The sequence below is a fragment of the Prevotella sp. P4-98 genome (assembly GCF_002251405.1).
In the GTDB taxonomy this organism is placed as follows: domain Bacteria; phylum Bacteroidota; class Bacteroidia; order Bacteroidales; family Bacteroidaceae; genus Prevotella.
Window position 1 is genome coordinate 155,692 of sequence record NZ_NPJC01000058.1, and the last position, 18,514, is coordinate 174,205.

The 18,514-nt window shown below is 44.3% G+C and carries 17 protein-coding genes; 5 read left to right on the forward strand and 12 right to left on the reverse strand.

Annotated elements, in window-relative coordinates; all coding sequences use genetic code 11:
- Positions 1-317 precede the first annotated feature (317 nt).
- Genes CIK96_RS09170 through CIK96_RS09190 form a run of 5 tightly spaced genes read left to right on the forward strand, consistent with a single transcriptional unit; the run spans position 318 to position 9,158 of the window.
- Positions 318-1,919: a CTP synthase gene (locus CIK96_RS09170; RefSeq protein ID WP_094440422.1), complete on the forward strand. Its 1,602-nt coding sequence runs from the start codon at positions 318-320 to the stop codon at positions 1,917-1,919.
- A gap of 31 nt (positions 1,920-1,950) precedes the next feature.
- The gene (gene yidC / locus CIK96_RS09175; protein ID WP_094440423.1) at positions 1,951-3,831 is read left to right on the forward strand and encodes a membrane protein insertase YidC; all 1,881 of its coding nucleotides are present in this window, start codon (positions 1,951-1,953) and stop codon (positions 3,829-3,831) included.
- A gap of 16 nt (positions 3,832-3,847) precedes the next feature.
- On the forward strand, positions 3,848-5,311 hold the full coding sequence (locus CIK96_RS09180; protein ID WP_094390679.1) for a DUF1846 domain-containing protein: 1,464 nt from the start codon (positions 3,848-3,850) through the stop codon (positions 5,309-5,311).
- Positions 5,312-5,327: 16 nt separating this feature from the next.
- Positions 5,328-7,493, forward strand: coding sequence for a S9 family peptidase (locus CIK96_RS09185; protein WP_094440424.1), 2,166 nt, complete (start codon positions 5,328-5,330; stop codon positions 7,491-7,493).
- Between the two features lie 45 nt (positions 7,494-7,538).
- Positions 7,539-9,158, forward strand: a complete 1,620-nt coding sequence (locus CIK96_RS09190) for an MFS transporter (protein WP_094390681.1) — start codon at positions 7,539-7,541, stop codon at positions 9,156-9,158.
- A 257-nt stretch (positions 9,159-9,415) separates the two neighbouring features.
- Here CIK96_RS09190 and CIK96_RS09195 read toward each other — a convergent pair whose 3' ends face one another.
- The 12 genes from CIK96_RS09195 to CIK96_RS09250 all read right to left on the reverse strand — a co-directional run bounded on the left by CIK96_RS09195 (position 9,416) and on the right by CIK96_RS09250 (position 17,932).
- Positions 9,416-9,793: a hypothetical protein gene (locus CIK96_RS09195; protein ID WP_094440425.1), complete on the reverse strand. Its 378-nt coding sequence runs from the start codon at positions 9,791-9,793 to the stop codon at positions 9,416-9,418.
- A 1-nt stretch (position 9,794) separates the two neighbouring features.
- Positions 9,795-10,304: a hypothetical protein gene (locus CIK96_RS09200; protein ID WP_254047115.1), complete on the reverse strand. Its 510-nt coding sequence runs from the start codon at positions 10,302-10,304 to the stop codon at positions 9,795-9,797.
- A 121-nt stretch (positions 10,305-10,425) separates the two neighbouring features.
- Positions 10,426-10,731 carry a cell division protein ZapA gene (locus CIK96_RS09205; RefSeq protein ID WP_094440427.1) on the reverse strand — a complete coding sequence of 102 codons (306 nt, stop codon included), beginning with the start codon at positions 10,729-10,731 and terminating at the stop codon, positions 10,426-10,428.
- Positions 10,732-10,830: 99 nt separating this feature from the next.
- On the reverse strand, positions 10,831-11,274 hold the full coding sequence (locus CIK96_RS09210) for a phospholipase D family protein (RefSeq protein WP_254047116.1): 444 nt from the start codon (positions 11,272-11,274) through the stop codon (positions 10,831-10,833).
- A 126-nt stretch (positions 11,275-11,400) separates the two neighbouring features.
- Positions 11,401-12,189, reverse strand: coding sequence for a uracil-DNA glycosylase family protein (locus tag CIK96_RS09215; RefSeq protein ID WP_094440428.1), 789 nt, complete (start codon positions 12,187-12,189; stop codon positions 11,401-11,403).
- A 57-nt stretch (positions 12,190-12,246) separates the two neighbouring features.
- Entirely contained in the window at positions 12,247-13,437 is a 1,191-nt protein-coding gene (locus tag CIK96_RS09220) for a PD-(D/E)XK nuclease family protein (RefSeq protein ID WP_094440429.1), read from the reverse strand.
- Between the two features lie 19 nt (positions 13,438-13,456).
- Complete coding sequence (locus CIK96_RS09225; RefSeq protein WP_094440430.1) at positions 13,457-13,948, reverse strand: 3'-5' exonuclease; 492 nt, start codon at positions 13,946-13,948, stop codon at positions 13,457-13,459.
- A 3-nt stretch (positions 13,949-13,951) separates the two neighbouring features.
- Positions 13,952-14,539 carry a hypothetical protein gene (locus CIK96_RS09230; RefSeq protein ID WP_094440431.1) on the reverse strand — a complete coding sequence of 196 codons (588 nt, stop codon included), beginning with the start codon at positions 14,537-14,539 and terminating at the stop codon, positions 13,952-13,954.
- Positions 14,540-14,543: 4 nt separating this feature from the next.
- Positions 14,544-15,248, reverse strand: a complete 705-nt coding sequence (locus CIK96_RS09235; RefSeq protein ID WP_144007512.1) for a hypothetical protein — start codon at positions 15,246-15,248, stop codon at positions 14,544-14,546.
- Positions 15,248-16,189 (reverse strand): YafY family protein, encoded by a 942-nt coding sequence (locus CIK96_RS09240; protein ID WP_094440433.1) that lies wholly within the window; start codon positions 16,187-16,189, stop codon positions 15,248-15,250. Before CIK96_RS09240 ends, CIK96_RS09235 begins: the two co-directional genes overlap by 1 nt.
- A 94-nt stretch (positions 16,190-16,283) precedes the next feature.
- Positions 16,284-17,336 (reverse strand): nucleotidyl transferase AbiEii/AbiGii toxin family protein, encoded by a 1,053-nt coding sequence (locus tag CIK96_RS09245; protein ID WP_094440434.1) that lies wholly within the window; start codon positions 17,334-17,336, stop codon positions 16,284-16,286.
- Positions 17,333-17,932, reverse strand: coding sequence for a DUF6088 family protein (locus tag CIK96_RS09250; RefSeq protein ID WP_094440435.1), 600 nt, complete (start codon positions 17,930-17,932; stop codon positions 17,333-17,335). The genes CIK96_RS09245 and CIK96_RS09250 overlap by 4 nt, the downstream gene beginning before the upstream one ends.
- Between the last annotated feature and the right edge of the window lie 582 nt (positions 17,933-18,514).

Genomic DNA, 18,514 nt, shown 5'->3' on the forward strand with positions numbered 1-18,514 from the left:
GGATGCAAAGATACGAAATAAATCTCAAATCATATCCTAATACCCATATTTATTTCGCCATACCGATGTTGCACACCCATAGATAGCGTTATAGATGTATCGGGAATAAGCATGGATAGTTTGACACTTGCGTTCAAAAATGAAAGAAAAACAAAATATCCTTTAGCATTTCGCTCACTTATGCGTACCTCTGCGACGTTGTCGCTTAGGTACTAGCGTTCGAGAATACAAAAGAAAAGAAAAGTTTTCTTTTGTATTCTGCTCACTTATTCGTACCTTTGCACCTTGTATTAATAATTATACTTATATTATTACATATGACACACACAAAATACATTTTCGTCACGGGTGGCGTAGTATCGTCACTGGGAAAGGGCATTATCTCTTCATCAATAGGAAAGCTTTTACAAGCCCGTGGCTACAACATCACTATTCAAAAGTTTGACCCATACATCAACATCGATCCGGGCACGCTGAATCCCTATGAACACGGAGAATGCTATGTTACGGTAGATGGTATGGAAACCGACCTCGACCTCGGACACTACGAACGGTTCACAGGCATTCAGACTACCAAGGCCAACTCGCTGACAACAGGACGAATCTACAAAGCTGTCATCGACAAAGAGCGCCACGGAGACTATCTGGGAAAAACCATTCAGGTGGTACCACACATCACCGACGAGATTAAGAGAAACGTCAAACTGCTGGGAGAAAAGTACCACTACGATTTCGTCATCACAGAAATTGGCGGAACCATCGGCGACATCGAGAGTGCTCCATTCATGGAAGCCATCCGACAGCTGAGGTGGGAATTGGGAAAGAATGCCATCAACGTGCACCTGACCTACGTACCCTATCTGAGAGCAGCAGGGGAACTCAAAACCAAGCCAACCCAGCATTCAGTAAAAGAACTACAGAGCGTGGGCATACAGCCCGACATCCTCGTGCTCCGCACAGAGAAACATCTGAGCGATGAGATACGCCATAAAGTGGCTGCCTTCTGTAACGTCGATTACGACTGCGTCATACAGAGCGAAGACCTACCCAGCATCTATGAAGTGCCGGTCAACATGCAAAACCAAGGCATCGACACCGCCATTCTTCGCAAGATGAACATGGAGGTCGGTCCCACTCCAGAACTCGGACCATGGAAAAGTTTCCTCGACCGACGCAACAAAGCCACAAAAGAAGTACACATCGGACTGGTGGGAAAATACGACTTGCAGGATGCATACAAGAGCATTCGCGAAAGTCTCTCGCAAGCAGGAGTATATAACGACCACAAGACTGTGCTGACATTCATCAACTCGGAAGACATTACAGAAGATAATGTGGCACAAAAACTGGCAGGTCAAGACGGTATCGTCATCTGTCCGGGATTCGGCCACCGCGGCATAGAGGGCAAAATCATAGCTGCCCACTACACCCGCACACACGATATCCCCACCTTCGGCATCTGCCTCGGCATGCAGATGATGGTCATCGAATTTGCACGCAACGTGTTAGGCTATACTGATGCCAACAGCAAGGAGATGGACGAAAAGACACCACACAACGTGATTGACATCATGGAAGAACAGAAAGACATCACCAACATGGGCGGAACCATGCGACTCGGTGCATTCGACTGCATCCTGCGTCAAGGATCACACGTCTTCAACATCTATCAGAAAGAACACATACAGGAGCGTCACCGCCACCGCTATGAGTTCAATAGTGACTATATCAAGGAATATGAGCAAAAAGGCATGCAATGTGTAGGCCGAAACCCAGAAAGCAATCTCGTGGAGATAGTAGAAATACCAGAGCTCAAATGGTACATCGGAACACAGTTCCACCCAGAATACCAATCGACCGTGCTCCATCCACATCCGCTCTTCCTTGATTTCATAAAAACAGCAATAATAAATAAATAAAAAATAATCAGAAAGAACAAAACAACAAGAAATGAACAAGAACACCATCATCGGTTTCATCCTCATCGCAGTCGTGCTGATAGGGTTCAGTTGGTACAACAGTCCCTCGCAAGAGCAGATCGAAGCCGCACGTCAACAAGACTCCATCGCCAATGCACTCCAGGACAAGGCTAAAAAGGCCGCTGCCCAAGAAACTATCAACAAAAAGCAACAGGAGAAGGCGCTGGCTGCCGACACTACGGCACTCTTCTACCCTGCCCTTAACGGCAAATCAAAACAGGTTACTCTGAAAAACAACAAACTCGAACTGACACTTGACACCAAAGGTGGCGTAGTGCGCAAGGCTCGTATTCTCGGTTTCAAAGACCTCAATGGCGCTAAAGACCTCACACTCTTCGATGCCAAGGACCAAAACCTCAACTTCCTGTTTGCAGGCAAAGAGGACAACATCGTAACTGCCGACCTCTACTTCGTTCCATCAGAACAAACTGACTCGACCGTTACCATGACAGCCACAGCCAGCAATGGCGGACAGCTCATCATGAAATACAGACTCGGCAACGACTACATGCTCCACTTCTCACTTCAAGCTCAAGGACTGGCAAAAGCCTTCGCACCTACCTATAAGGAGATGGAGATTGAATGGACTGACCATTGCCGCCAGCACGAGAAGGGACACTCCTTTGAGAATCGCTACACCTCTATCTTCTATAAAGAGAGCAAAGGTAGCACCGACAATCTCTCCGAGTCGGGTGATAAGTCAAAAACCATTGAGGAAGAACTCGACTGGGTGGCTTTCCGCAACCAGTTCTTCAGCGTTGCTTTCATTTCTAAAGACAACTTCTCGGCTAATGCTGCACTCTCCAGCATCTCACAGGAGAAAGGCACCAACTATCTGAAACAGTTTGATGCAAAACTCAAGACTGCATTCGATCCAACAGGTGTCAAGGTCTCTGAGTTTGAAATGTATATTGGTCCCAACAATTTCCGCCTCATACAGAGTGTAGAAGCACAAAGCCAGTTTGGCAAAGACCTCGACCTCGAACAGCTCGTCAACCTCGGATGGACACTCTTCCGCTGGATCAACCGTTGGTTCACGCTCTATGTCTTCGACTTCCTGGCAAGCCTCGGCTTCAGTATGGGTGTCGTGCTGATTCTCATCACCATCATCCTCAAGGTTATTACCTATCCTATGGTGAAGAAGAGCTACATGTCATCTGCCAAGATGCGCGTGCTCAAACCCAAACTCGAAGAGGCTACCAAGCAGTATGACAAGCCGGAAGACCAGATGAAGAAACAACAGGAGATGATGTCGCTCTACTCCAAATATGGTGTAAGCCCAATGGGTGGATGTCTCCCCATGATTATCCAAATGCCAATCTGGATTGCCATGTTCTGGTTTGTTCCAAATGCCATTCAACTGCGTGGACAGAGCTTCCTCTGGATGGACGATCTCTCTACCTACGACCCCATTTTTGAATGGGGCACCAATATCTGGGGTATCGGCGACCACCTCTCACTCACCTGTATTCTCTTCTGTGCCGCACAGCTCATCTACACATGGATTTCTATGCGCCAACAGCGTGACCAGATGGTTGGACAGCAGGCAGAGCAGATGAAGATGATGCAATGGATGATGTACATCATGCCGCTCATGTTCTTCTTTATCTTCAACGACTACTCCAGCGGTCTTAACTTCTATTACTTCATCTCGCTGTTCTTCTCTGCCAGCATCATGTGGCTGCTCCGCAAAACCACTAACGACGAGAAACTCCTCGCCATACTGGAAGCCAACTATCAGGCCAACAAGAACAATCCTAAGAAACAAAGTGGACTGGCTGCACGTCTGGAAGCACTACAAAAGCAACAGGAAGAACTGCAACGCCAGCGCAACAATCTCCACAAGAAATAACAAGATCGCTAATATCATGACAATAGGTTTCGACAACGATAAATACCTCAAAATACAGTCAGAACACATTCGCGAGCGTATCGCCAAGTTCGATGGTAAACTCTACCTCGAACTCGGCGGTAAGCTGTTCGACGACCATCATGCCTCACGAGTTTTGCCTGGCTTCAAGCCCGACAGCAAACTCCGCATGTTTGGACAACTGCGCGATAGTTTGGAAATAGTCATCGTCATCAGCGCTGATGACATTGAGAAAAACAAGGTGCGTGCCGACCTCGGCATTACCTACGATGAAGATGTGCTCCGACTGCGCGACGAATTTATGAGCCGCGACTTCATGGTCGGCTCAGTAGTTATCACCCACTACGACGGACAGCGTGCTGCAGATGCCTTCCGCCATCGCTTGGAACGTCTCGGCATCAAATCCTACGTACACTATCTCATCGATGGTTATCCACATGATGTGGCACTCATCGCCTCGGACGAAGGATTCGGCAAAAACGATTTCGTAGAGACTGAACGCCCACTCGTCATCGTCACAGCTCCTGGACCCGGAAGCGGTAAGATGGCGGTATGCCTCAGCCAACTCTATGGCGAGAACAAACGTGGTGTTCATGCCGGATATGCTAAGTTTGAAACATTCCCTGTATGGAATCTGCCGCTGAAACATCCTGTCAACATCGCCTACGAGGCTGCTACCGCCGACCTCAACGATGTCAACATGATCGACCCCTTCCACATGGAAGCCTACGGCAAAGTGGCTATCAACTACAATCGCGACATAGAAATATTCCCTGTGCTCAATGCGCTCTTCGAAGGAATCTATGGCGAGAACCCCTACAAATCACCCACAGACATGGGTGTCAATATGGTAGGCTTCTGCATTTCCGACGACGAAGTGTGCTGTCAAGCATCAAAGGATGAAATCATACGTCGCTACTATGCTGCTACCAACAAACTGGCTGATGGTGCCGACAATGAAAACGAGGTAAACAAAATCCTGATGCTCTTCAATCAGGCTAAGATTACCACAGCCACCCGCAAAACTACCGTGGCTGCTGCTAAATACAAAGCAGAAACAGGACACACCTCAGCAGCCATCGAACTCCATGACGGTACGATCATCACCGCCAAGTCGAGTCCGTTGCTCGGATGTTGCGCCGCACTAATCCTCAATGCCACTAAATATCTGGCTGGCATCAACCACGAGGTGAAACTCATCCCACAAAGCATGATAGAACCCATTCAAAAGACTAAGACCGAATTCCTCGGAGCAAGAAACCCACGTCTGCACACCGATGAGGTACTCGTGGCGCTCTCCGTACTTTCGGAAAACGATGAGAACTGTCGCCGCGCATTAGAGCAATTGCCACAGTTGCGCGACTGTCAAGTTCACAGCACCGTCATGCTCAGCGAAGTAGATCGAAAGATTTTCAAGAAACTGGGATGCGGACTGACATGCGATCCTATCAAGAAAAAATAGCTAAGAATTGTAATCTATGAACAAACTAATTACACTTGTCGCCACCGCTCTGCTCATCATAGGCGCTGGGACAGCAAAAGCACAAGACAACGTGAACATTGGAAAAAGCAACATCAAGCTCAACAGCCGGATGATGACTCCCGAAGCTCTTTGGGCCATGGGACGCATTGGCGGTGTGGCTGCATCACCCAACGGCAGTCAGGTGGTCTATCAAGTAGGCTACTACAGCGTGAAGCAAAACAAAGGCCATCAGGTCATCTGCATCATGAATGCCGACGGTAGCCATCAACGCCAGCTCACCACCAGCAGCAAAAGCGAGACAGATCCCGTATGGCTTAATGCCGAAACCATTGCGTTCAACTGTGGCGGAGAAATCTGGACCATGAAAGCCGACGGTAGCGATCGCCAACAACTGACTAAGACTGGGGGCAAGGTAGAAGGCTTCAAATTCTCACCCGACGGAACGAAAGTCATCCTCATACAGTCGATTCCTTTCCACGAAATCATCAAGAAGAATCCCGACGACCTGCCTTTGGCTACAGGACGCCGCGTTACCGACTTGATGTACCGCCATTGGGATCATTACGTAGAGAGCATCCAGCATCCTTTCTTAGCAGAAGTGACTGCTGAAGGAGTTGGACAGGGTATAGATATTCTTGAAGGCGAACCTTTCGAATGTCCTATGGAACCATTCGGTGGTATTGAACAGTTGGCATGGAGTCCCGATTCGAAGACCATTGCCTATACTTGCCGCAAGAAAATCGGCATGGAATATGCTACTTCGACCGACTCTGATATCTTCCTTTATAATATAGGTACGCGCGAGACACGCAACCTCTGCAAACCTGCCGACTGGAAACAGCCTGCAACCGACATGACCCACACCCGTACGGATCAGGCTGTCAATGCAGACCCTAATGCCAATACTGGCTACGACCAGAATCCTATGTTCTCGCCAGACGGTAAATATATTGCTTGGCAGTCGATGCCTCGCGATGGCTATGAGTCTGACCTTAACCGCATCTGTGTCTATTCGCTCGAAACCGGCACCAAGCAGTACGTTGCCCACAACTCAGATATCGATGCCTTCTGCTGGGCTCCTGCAAAAGACAAAACTGCCATGCTCTATTTCATCAGCGTATGGCATGGTTGCAAGAACATGTATCGTGTAGATCGCAAAGGCGTGGTAAGTCAGCTGACCGACCACTGGTCTGACTGGACTTCGCTCCAATTGGCCAACGACGGTAAGCGCATCCTCGCTACTCGCCAGAGCATTTCCGCTCCAACAGATATCTACATGGTTACTCCCGGCAAGAACATCGAGAAGACTCAGGTTACCCAGATCAGTCAGGAGAATAAGCAGATTCTCGACCAACTCACCTTCGGTAAGGTGCAACAGCGTTGGGTAAAGACCACCGATAATAAAGAGATGCTCGTATGGGTTATCTTGCCTGCCAACTATGAGGAAGGTAAGAAATATCCCACCCTGCTATTCTGCGAAGGCGGTCCACAGAGTCCCGTATCACAGTTCTGGAGCTACCGCTGGAATTTCCAGATCATGGCTGCCAACGGCTATGTAGTCATCGCACCCAACCGTCGTGGTCTCCCCGGCTTTGGTCAGGAGTGGAAAGAAGAGATTTCTGGCGACTGGACCGGCCAATGCATGGATGACTATCTGTCTGCCATCGATGATGCCGCAAAGAATCTGCCTTTCGTTGACAAAGACCGCTTGGGTTGCGTTGGTGCTTCATTTGGCGGTTTCAGCGTATATTATCTCGCTGGTCACCACAACAAGCGCTTCAAGGCGTTCATCTCACACGATGGTGCTTTCAACCTCGAATCCATGTACACCGACACCGAAGAAGTATTCTTCAGCAATCAGGAGTACGACGATGCTTATTGGAAGAAAGACCGTACCGCTCGTGCCGACAAGACTTATAAGAACTCTCCCCACTTGTTCGTAGATCGATGGGATACCCCCATCCTCTGCATCCACGGCGAGAAAGACTACCGCATTGTTTATAACCAAGGTATGGGTGCCTTCAATGCCGCACGTCTGCGTGGCGTTCCTGCCGAACTGCTCATCTTCCCCGATGAGAACCACTGGGTATTGAAACCCCAGAACGGCATTCTGTGGCAGCGCACCTTCTTTGGCTGGCTCGACCGTTGGTTGAAGAAATAATCCGTTGTCCACTCACTCTGCAACAAACAATTATCTAATAAACAAATGACACAAGAAATTCAAAAGACACTGAGAGATTCTGCCGCCATGCGCTGGACAGCCCTTCTGTTGCTTGCCCTCGCCATGTTCTGCAGCTATATCTTTATGGATATTCTCTCGCCCATCAAAGACCTCATGCAGGAGTATCGCGGATGGGACTCTACCGCCTTCGGTACCATGCAGGGTTCGGAGGTATTCCTCAACGTATTCGTATTTTTCCTCATCTTTGCAGGTATCATCCTCGACAAGATGGGTGTGCGCTTCACCGCTGTACTTTCAGCAGCCGTTATGTTGACTGGTGCTATTGTCAAGTGGTACGCTGTGACCGACTATTTCACAGGCAGCAGTCTGGAAGTATGGTTTAATAACAACCTCAACTACATTCCTGTATTCGACGAATTGGGCGTTTCGCCTTTCTATGAGGGAATGCCCGCCTCAGCCAAGTTTGCCGCCTGCGGCTTTATGATCTTCGGCTGTGGTTGCGAAATGGCAGGAATCACCGTGAGCCGCGGTATTGTGAAATGGTTTAAGGGACGCGAAATGGCACTGGCTATGGGTTCTGAGATGGCATTGGCACGTTTGGGTGTTGCCACCTGTATGATTTTCTCTCCCTTCTTTGCCAAGCTCGGTGGTAATATCAGCGTTAGCCGTAGCGTTGCCTTCGGCGTAGTACTGATGTGTATTGCCCTCATCATGACCATCGTTTATTTCTTCATGGATAAGAAACTCGACAGTCAGACTGGTGAGGCAGAAGAGAAAGACGATCCATTCAAGATTAGCGATCTGGGACAGATTCTCACGTCAAGCGGTTTCTGGCTCGTTGCCCTGTTGTGTGTGCTCTACTATTCAGCTATCTTCCCCTTCCAGAAGTATGCGGTAAACATGCTGCAGTGTAACCTCACCCTCGTTGAACCTTCACAGGATTCGTTTTGGGCAAGTTCTTCTGTAACCATCGTACAGTATGTTATCATGCTCATCGTAGCTGCTGCAGGTTTTGCCAGCAATTTCCAAAAGGTAAAGAGGAACCAGTTTATCCTGCTCGCCTTTTCAATTATCTCGCTCATAACCTATTGTTACATGGGTTACATGCGTCAGTCGGCAGAGAGTATCTTCGCTGTATTCCCACTGTTGGCAGTACTCATCACCCCAATCCTCGGCAGTTATGTTGACCACAAGGGTAAGGCAGCTTCTATGTTGATACTCGGTTCGGTATTGCTTATCGCTTGCCACCTGACCTTTGCCTTCATTCTGCCTTTGTTCAAGGATAGCGCTGTGGGTGGTATCATCATTGCCTACGCTACTATTCTGGTATTGGGAAGTTCGTTCTCGCTGGTTCCTGCTTCATTGTGGCCCAGTGTGCCCAAACTGGTTGATGCTAAGGTTATCGGTTCTGCCTATGCGTTGATCTTCTGGATTCAGAACATCGGTTTGTGGCTGTTCCCCTTGCTCATCGGTAAGGTGCTCGACAAGTCTAATCCGGGTGTTACCGATCCTACAAAGTTCGACTACACCGCTCCCCTCATCATGTTGGCAAGTCTTGGCGTTGCAGCCCTGTTGCTCGGTTTCGTGCTGAAGGCTGTTGACAAGAAGAAAGGTCTGGGACTGGAAGAACCCAACATCAAGTAATTGCAATTGATAACTCAATGCAACATACCCATTCGGGGACTCACCATGAGGTTGAGTCCCCGAATTTCGTTTATCTCAATGTGATATTATTCCATTTCATAGTAATCATTACAAAAGAGCATGAACTTCGCTTTATGACGCAATTATATTTACACGCGTAAAGCGTTACAATATTACAGTTTTCAAAAAGCTAAAACAATGGTTTTAGAGTGTATTTTTTCGATTTTTAGCCTATAAACAGCAGAAAAATTCGTTTTCTATTTTTGTAATAACACAATTGCTCGAAGTTCTTGTTTAGATTGAGTCGCCATTCCCCACTTAATCCTCAATTCACCTGGTACAGATTCAATCCAGTCACTAAATGGCTTTAGTTCCTCCATCAGTAAAGGGCGGTCTTCTGGGAAGAATAAAAATATCAGAGCATGACTGAATGGCTCATACTTCTTGGTGTTTACGATTATCAGATCCATCAGCAATTCCATCCTTTTCTTCATTGATGCATCTACAGAAGCATTATAAGCATGGATTTCACCTCCTTCCTGAAACAAGTCTCTCACATCGTTAGCATCTATTTTGACGATACTATTGCGCGAGTCAAGCACCTCTCTAATTAACGATTCATCATTTGTATTCATTCTATTTGTGGATTTCAATGTTGATTTCTGTCTCAAACTCACGCACATAGACGAAGTCTGTAATTGCGAACTCCATGTGTTCATAGAGGTTGTGGAAGGCACTTGTAAGGTGCAAATCCTTAGTGAGTTCTCTGTCGAGTCCTTCATTCCAATTATTATAACCATCATCCATTCCAATGAAGCTTTCAAATGATTCGTCATTGCGAGGAAGGGAGAGACTTGTCAGCGAAACACCATCGTCATATAATTTGTTCCAACCAGCGTCACAGATGGCATTCCACAAATCTTGCCTATCATCACCTTGGACGGGATGAAGTTTCGGATAGTCGTAACTAAGATAGCATTTTGCCTCGATCTCGGCACCCTTGAAATCCTCATTGTCTTTGATGCTGTTCCAGATACGATGTGCCCTGTCATATAGTTCCCACAGAGCGTCAGTCATGGCATCATTGAATGCGATGATGTCTGGGAGTATTTCTTCCTGATTGGCAAGAACCCTTTCGTTTATCATATCCTTTCGTAAGGACAACAAACAGTCACAATCTGGATAATCACATGGGGATTTGTCGTACTTCCAAAGAATTTCATGCTCAATGCATTGAATGTCGTAATCGTTAATGTCAATCATATTGCTACTTGTTTTTGATTATATTATTGATTCGTCTCCAAAAATTATTAAATCCAAGAACACGTTCCTTTTCTGTTGATGTAACAGCGATGTCAAGTAACGTCATTAACAATATTTCCATATAGCTCTTTTGTGGAACATATTGCTGTCGAACATATATGTCCATATATGCTTCTATTTTTTGGCTGACATTCTCAGCAGCTTTAATATAAAGTTGTTCCTCATTTTCTGGAACATACACATCAATATCCCATTCATATATATGGATTTTTAAATGTTTCTTTTCTTTATTCTTGAATAATTTTCTCATATTGCACTGTGTGATGTTTAATTCTGAGTGCAAAGAAAACCAAGACCTCCGCCAACTGGTGGCAGAGGTCTTGGAAAAATGCTGTTATTAACAAAAAAACTATGCTATTGGGTCTGGACAGAACTCTCTACGCTTGCAGGTCTTACAGAATTTACCCATCCATACTTCATCGAACTGATCCATTGCTTGTTCAACAATTTCTGTGTCATCTGTAAGGATGCCTGCCTCAAAGTTGCGAGTAGTTTCAGCCTTCATACCAATTCCCGCCCCCGTGAGGTTAGCACTTCCGATATACACTTCCTTGCCATCAAAGACAAGCATCTTGAAATGAACACGCGGACAAAGCACACGCTCTAAGCGATCATAGAGCACAGGATATTTGTCAAAGTCCTCCCGAAAGTTCGGACCAGGTTCTTTAGCATGAATTAGGCGTACCTCCAAGCCACGCCTAATAAGTTGGGCAATGAGAGCCAGAAATGGCTTCTTCTCTTTGCCCACTTCCACATAAAGGTCTTTAATATCAGCAGTTCCTATCCAAAGCATATGCTTCACGAGTTGTACTCGTGAAAGAACCTATTTATAGTGGGAAGTGTCGGAGATATAGGTGAGCATTAGCTATTTTTTCTATTATGGTGTATTTTACTGTATTCCTTCAAATTGCCATAGTTACTATTGTTTCATTTTTAATTGATATTCTAAAAACTCTCTATAATGATATATAACACCACTATCATAGAAGTCGCGGGAAGTTTTTCTATCGCTCGGATGATATGAAAAGAATATCAGTGTACCTGTCGATGTATGTAAACGCATTTCTTGGTGCCCTTCAATGGTTATGAGTTCCTCTTGTGGATATAATTTGTTGATAGCAAAGTCATATATAGGTCCTCCAGCACATACTATCATTGTCGGTGACAGTATTTCTATTTCACGTATGAGGAAATCCCCATAGTCAGCAAGATGTTGCTTAAGTTTTTTGTCTTCGAGTTTTCCTCCACCTGGTTGTTTTTTACATTCAACAATTGCGAAAGGTTGGGTATTGAAAAAATCTTTTACTTCGTCAAAATGCTTTATGACCTCATCATACCACCAGGGGTTGTCTTTGTCGGCCTTTGACAATCCCCAAAGGAGATATGCGAGATTTCTAATAAAACGAGGAGATAAATTTCTATTAGCCTCCTTTATCTTCAGTTGGCTTTCGGTCTTGTCATTTACTGTATCTATCAACCACTCACGGATGTCTTCATCCCACTTCTCTATTCCTTGTTGATTCTGATCTTTCAACAAAAACAAGACACGCTTTGATGAAGAAAACCAAAAGTCCTCATTTTGCTCATTGGGTAAACTGTTATACATCAGTCCATCCCTCGTGAAATGGGACGTATTGTCATTCGCCTTCATTTTGGATTCCCACTCTGCAAAAAGGACATTTAACTCATGTTCAATACTCCTGTTCATGGACAATAAGTATTTTCATTCAAAACGAAACGTACAAGCATTATTCGGTAAAAACTGCTACGGCAATAGACCTTTTTCTTTTGCAGCATGGTAAAGTGAAGTGAACCTTTCAACTCCTTTTTGGGTAGTATACCATGCTATAAACTCTTTGTTATCCGCTTGGAACTTATTGATTCCTGCTCCTGTGATTAACGTCTCAACACATTTGTACAATTCGGGATTTTCATCTTTTTTATATGTGGTGTATTGAAATCCCCAGTATGGTAGATGATTAGGAGAATCGTAACCATCCCATACCCCTAACCAAACTTTATTATTGAGTTGTACACCAAAAGAATGATCGTCTTGTGAGAGTTTTATGCAGAGTAGTTCTTCTATCTGCCGTTGCCACTCTCTCATCATCTTGTGTGACAGTTCTTTTCTCAGTTCTATTTTGAGACTATCTATAGCACTGAGAAGTTCCTGCGTTTTGTTATACTGACTGTCAAGAGCTGACAGTTGTTCTTCCAACGGACTGTTGTCCACTTGAAGTTCCTTTAACAGGAAATCCTTAATTTCGTTGTTCATGTCTATATCTAATGAAGTTGTGTGAAATTTATTCTCTAAAAAATCTATATACTGATCTAATGCACTGACGATATGTGGCTCATTGCTAACTGATATACCGCGAAGCCAATCTGTGACATCGTATTTGTATGAGAGTACGTTATAGTGGTCGTTGCCCAGTTCTTCAAATACGTTGTTTTCATTGTTTTCATCACAGAGAGAATATTCTGAGGGAGGATTGTGATTAGTGGGATTCAAGTATAGCACATATATTTGGGACAAGGAGTAACCATACTTTTCTATGGCAATCTCGTGTACGTATCTGTAAACTTGACAGTTTTGCTCTACTGCTGCATTTACCTTGTTCTCTACTATCACAAAGATGTCTTTACCTTTGAGGGCAACGTCAACTCTGTCTGTTTCAGCTGTAACCTCCATGTAATTAAGATTTAAGCCAAGAAACTGTTCCATAAAAGAACTCTGAATAACTGGATGCCTGAGCATGTCTGCAAGTACAAGGCTATGTCCTGTTTCCTTAAATCTCCCCTGACATGCCGCCTCTATGACATTGAGATGAAACGGGCGGCGAGACAAATGCCTTGCAACTATATCAGATACTTGACAGCCACATTTGATTCCCATTTTCATGCCATCAAGTTTATACTGAAATATATCTTTGCTAAGTTGTAGTGTTTTAATCATTTTCTATATTGAATGATAGTTACAATATTTCTCTTGCAATCCATGCACATGCCTCTGCGTCTGCAAGTGCGTGATGATGATTATCCATGTTGAAACCACAAGCCGCTGCCACAGTCTGAAGCTGATGGTTCTCTAAATCAGGGAGCACTCGCCGTGAAACACAAAGGGTGTCATAGAACTCATAGTCTGGATAATCCATCTGATATACACGGAATACGGCTTTCAGACAGCCCTCATCAAAGGGCTTGTTGTGGGCAACAAGAGGTAAGCCTTCTATCAATGGTTCTATTTGTGACCATACTTTGGGGAACACAGGAGCATCGTCAGTATCTTCATGACAGAGACCATGCACCTGACTGCACCAATAGTTATAATAGTTCGGTTCTGGTTGGATGAGAGAATAGAAGGTATCTACTATCTCACCTTCCCTTACGATGACAATCCCCACAGAACAAACGCTACTGCGCTCATTGTTAGCTGTTTCAAAATCTATTGCAGCAAAATCTTTCATTATTCAGTCCTCCCAAATATTCTCCCACTTATCCTCACACGACTCTGACAGCGGATTGCCAAAGTTGGCATGATTCCTTGATGAAAACTCTGGCTTCCCCTCCAACCAACTGATAGAAATACAAGCAGGAGCAGATAATTCTAAGTTATCGTCTTGGTGCAAAACATTAACATAATACTGGTGCACCAGATAGAGCAAATTGATGAATTGATTACGTGATATGATGAAATAGCGGAATGTATAGCCGCCGTCATTCATCTTAGCAGACACAAAAACATACGGACCTTTTACCATCTGCTTCAAGTAATCTTTGTCGAGAGTTTCTTGTATGCTGAAACCCGCAGGAATATTGTTCTGCACACTCGTTTTAACCTGTATGAGAGATGTTTTTGGCTTCCACCATAGTTCGTCGCTTTCCTTCATATCCGCATTGAGACATACAACATCGATGGACTTGTAATTCTTGATGGTACAATTCGCGTTGAACGCATCCCATCCTTGTTGCATTAATTTTGCAACAATTAATTTTTCTCCAATGGCTCCAATACGAGCCTTGCCAGCTTGGTCTTTTCTTACTTGCTTCTTTTCCATATTGCTATTTCCAATCAAATTCTACTCCCAATATCTCAAGACCTTTATATTTCCAAAACTCCTTGTCGAAGTTGGGCGTATATTTTGCCATAAGGGTCTTTCGATGTTTGTCCTCTTCTGTATCCCTCCATCCGTTGAAACCAATGGTACGTTGATTGACACCTATATAATCGCTTGCATCCAACTGATAGAATACGGTGCCTATGCGTGTCAGCTTAAAATGCCGACGGTTGCAATCTGCCAGTGCCCAGTAATGATTGTCAAGGATAAAGCAATAGTCTCCACTCCCATCTTCGTTGGCAAAAGCGCCTACGGCATAAACATGAGTGCTGTATTCGTTTTCTACAATCTGGGTGACATCACCCGTAAAGATTCTTTCTCCATTGCAATCCTTGAATCCTGTTTGCACACCAGCAAAGATAACTCTGCGAGCGTATCCACGCCCTTCACACTCAACACCAAAGACAGCTTCTACCACATCCTGATTATGGTCTTCTGCATACTTATCGTCTTTCTCCCATACATAGAAGTCATCGCCAAGGAAAAAGAAATTGCCAAAACGGGTATAGCCAAACTTCTTGTTTTCCGAAACATAGCGTACTATTATATCTGGCAGGAATGTGTCAATGCCTGCTCCTATCTCATGCAAATGCTTCTGACAAAGGGATTGCAGAACTTTATCGCTGATAATCATACCTAATTCTCTCATTACTTATCGTCTTTATACTTGTTCCACATTCTCTTAATCTTACCGGCAATCTCTTTGCGGAGCCAGTAGGGTTCAAGTACCTCCATGTCTTCACCATTCCAAAGCAGTTCCTGCTGGAAATCGAACTCTGGACGGAGATTAAAGGTAAAGATGCTATACTCTTCATTGCGCTCTATCTCTTCCTGCGACTCGTGCATCTTCAGGTCACGGATGTAGTTGGCCTGTCCTGCTGATACTTTTAACTTAACAGGTTGGATTTTGACAGACTGTTCGGCAATGATTCCAAAGCAGCCATCAAAGAAATCCTCTGCCGTCCAGTTCTTTGGCATTTCAAAAGTCTCGTCTGTTGCATGAAGATATTTGATACGATCAAGGGAATAGATACGTGGCCCTTTCTCATAATAATAGGAATAAGTGCTACGAGCCACCATGTACCAACGCTGCCGGAACAGTTTTACACAATACGGCTGAACATCGAAGTTATTCTCCTCATCCTTCCAATAACTGTGATAAGTCATGTTTAGCACACGATTTTCCTTCATAGCTTCGACGATGGGCTGAAGGTAATCCTGCCCCGATGGAACATACTCCAAGATGATACGATCTTTGATGCTCTGGCTATTCGCTAAAGCATTGCTAACACAGAATGTGTTGTATAGCCAGGAACGGAGTCCATTTTTACTAATGTCTTCCTCGTTCTCAATGTAATAGCGGTACTCACCACGGTTCTCATTGACTATGCTGATACCGAACATGTCCCAAATGACATAACGCCAATTGTCAAAGGTACGTTTTGGAATATCCACACCTCTACTAATATCCGTATCACGAAGCCACCGTTCATTCAGTTCTTTGAATGAAATCTTACGTCTGCGATAGATGGTTTCTATCACCCATACGTACTTGCTAATCAGGCTTTGCCCTCTATCGTTATTAATCATATTTTATGTTTTTTCTGCAAAATTACTCTAAGGGTACGCCAAGCCGTGGCAGAGGTTGGAGAAAAAGTAGATTTTGTTAAAAATTCATCTACATTCAACCTTTAGGGACATCTAAAGCTCGGAATTGTTCTTGAAGGTTCGTTATCTTTTCCATCAACTCGCCGAAAGTCAGAGGTTGCCCATAAATGAAGCTCTCCTTCATTTCGTTATAGTCAGCTTCGTAAGAGGACATCAGTTCGTCACTTGGTACAATCTGAATAGTGGCAGGTAGCTCTTTGTCGTAATCCACATAACCAACATGATAGAACTTGCGACGATGTTCCACAATCTCATGATAGAGCACCAAATCATTAAGAGCCATTTCTGCGTATGGGGTTTGCATCAGTCTCTCCAAGTCGTAGAAGTGACGTGTCATTCTATGCGTTCTCGGTTCGTCCTTCTGGAACTCTTCACACAAGAGGAAAGCTTTTTCCAAGAAAGTCCTGGCGGGACTGACAGTGCGGATTGTCTGGACAAGGTCGGAATCCACATCTTCATCCTTGAAGGTCTGTTCTATAAGTGATGAAATTCTTCTCATCTCGTAAGGCTCGGACATTGACAACACGCTAATCTCTACTTTAACCGTTGGTATTGCGTATGCGGCTTGGCTATCGTAGAGTGAAGGATATTGAACATAAAGAACAGATGGGTCTTTATCGTGTGGTACCTTTCTTGTCTCGCCATTTTCATTGGTTATGTTATTGTCTGTTAGAACTGTTACGTCAAGTCCCAAATCAGCCAGTTTTTTCATCAACTCGTCCTTAAACTCACCAAACAGAAAGTCTTGCCCTTTCTCTCGAAGATTATGGATTTGTGTATTACTGGTACAGCTCGCACAAGAGAGTTGCTTGACGTTCAAGAAATAGTCACGGATCAACGCCAAGTCTATATCTTCACTGAATCGGTTGATGATGTCCCAGCCTTTACTCAGGCTTGTACCGCCTTTGAACAACAGATACTCAGATACGCTAGTGTGAAACAGCGCATACAATACTGCTGTTACCCACCAGTCCTTCTCAGCAGCAGCTTCATCAATTTGTCTTGCCTCAACTACACCTTGTATCATCGCCTTTCGCTCGTCGAGCGAGAAATCTATCCATTTACTCATTGCTTTATTCCTTTCTTTATAATTTGTCGCATCCATACAGGAGCCAACAATAAATCATATTCTATGGTGTCAGTCTCAGGAGTTTCTGAGAACAATTGTCCAATCCTCGCTTCAACATCCTGAGTGATGTTATGCTCACCAATGTTGCGTAATGCCTGTACCAGTTCTGGCATCAAACGTCCTCGGAATGCAAAGTTCTTAGGTGCCCCATGCTTCAGAGTCACTGTTCGATTCCCTAATTTCAATTTTCGCCCAGACCCAGTAGTCAGAAAAATAGTATTCATGGGTACTTGCGTTGAGAATCCTAAGCGATTAGCGGCTGTGGCTCCAGTTGGTATAACTTTTGCCTTATCTCGTTTAGCAATTTCTTTCACTAATTCGTAAGCCGAAGGGTAAAGGATGCCAAAACGTGTCTTGCGTGGCTTGACATACACACCCTTGGCTATACGGGTAACCAATCCTTCTTTCTCAAATATGGCGAGTAACTTTGTGACATACTCAACATCATACTGAGGAAAAGAAGAAACAAAGAATATCTCGCCGAATTTACTGTGAGTAATCTTCTTTCTAATCTGCTGTACTACTGCATTCTCCATTGATTTTGTATATAAATTATGGTCGGAATGATAACAAATATTTCCGACCACAAAGATATAAAATTTCTTTCATACAACAATACTTTAAGTGCTGAAATTAAGTTTCATTGGCAAATTATAGCGTTTTTCTTGTTGTGCAGATGGCATTCCTATATAAATAATGTGTCGTTTTTTACATTAGGGGGCAATATAGCCAGAAAAGACGACTTCAAGAATAAAATGCCATGACTTAATCAAATCATGGCACACTTGTATGCTATTTGTGGTTCAAAAAAGTTACAAACGTTAAATATTCGTCTTTTTCCCAATCTTTAGAATCTAGGTTATCACTTTTCTACCGCTTAGTTCATAAACCATTAATATAAAAGACTTTACAAATACGATGACTATAATACTGTAACGCGACAGGGCTTCTAAGACAACACTCTTTCTTTACATTATCACATTACTCTCCATTATTATTAGCGCCCCACACTTACCATTGCTAAATGTACGTATCACATCCCATGTAACTCCGTTAGAAGTCCCACGTAAGTCCCAATAATCATACAAGCAAGATAGGAGACTGATAGGAGCCACCAC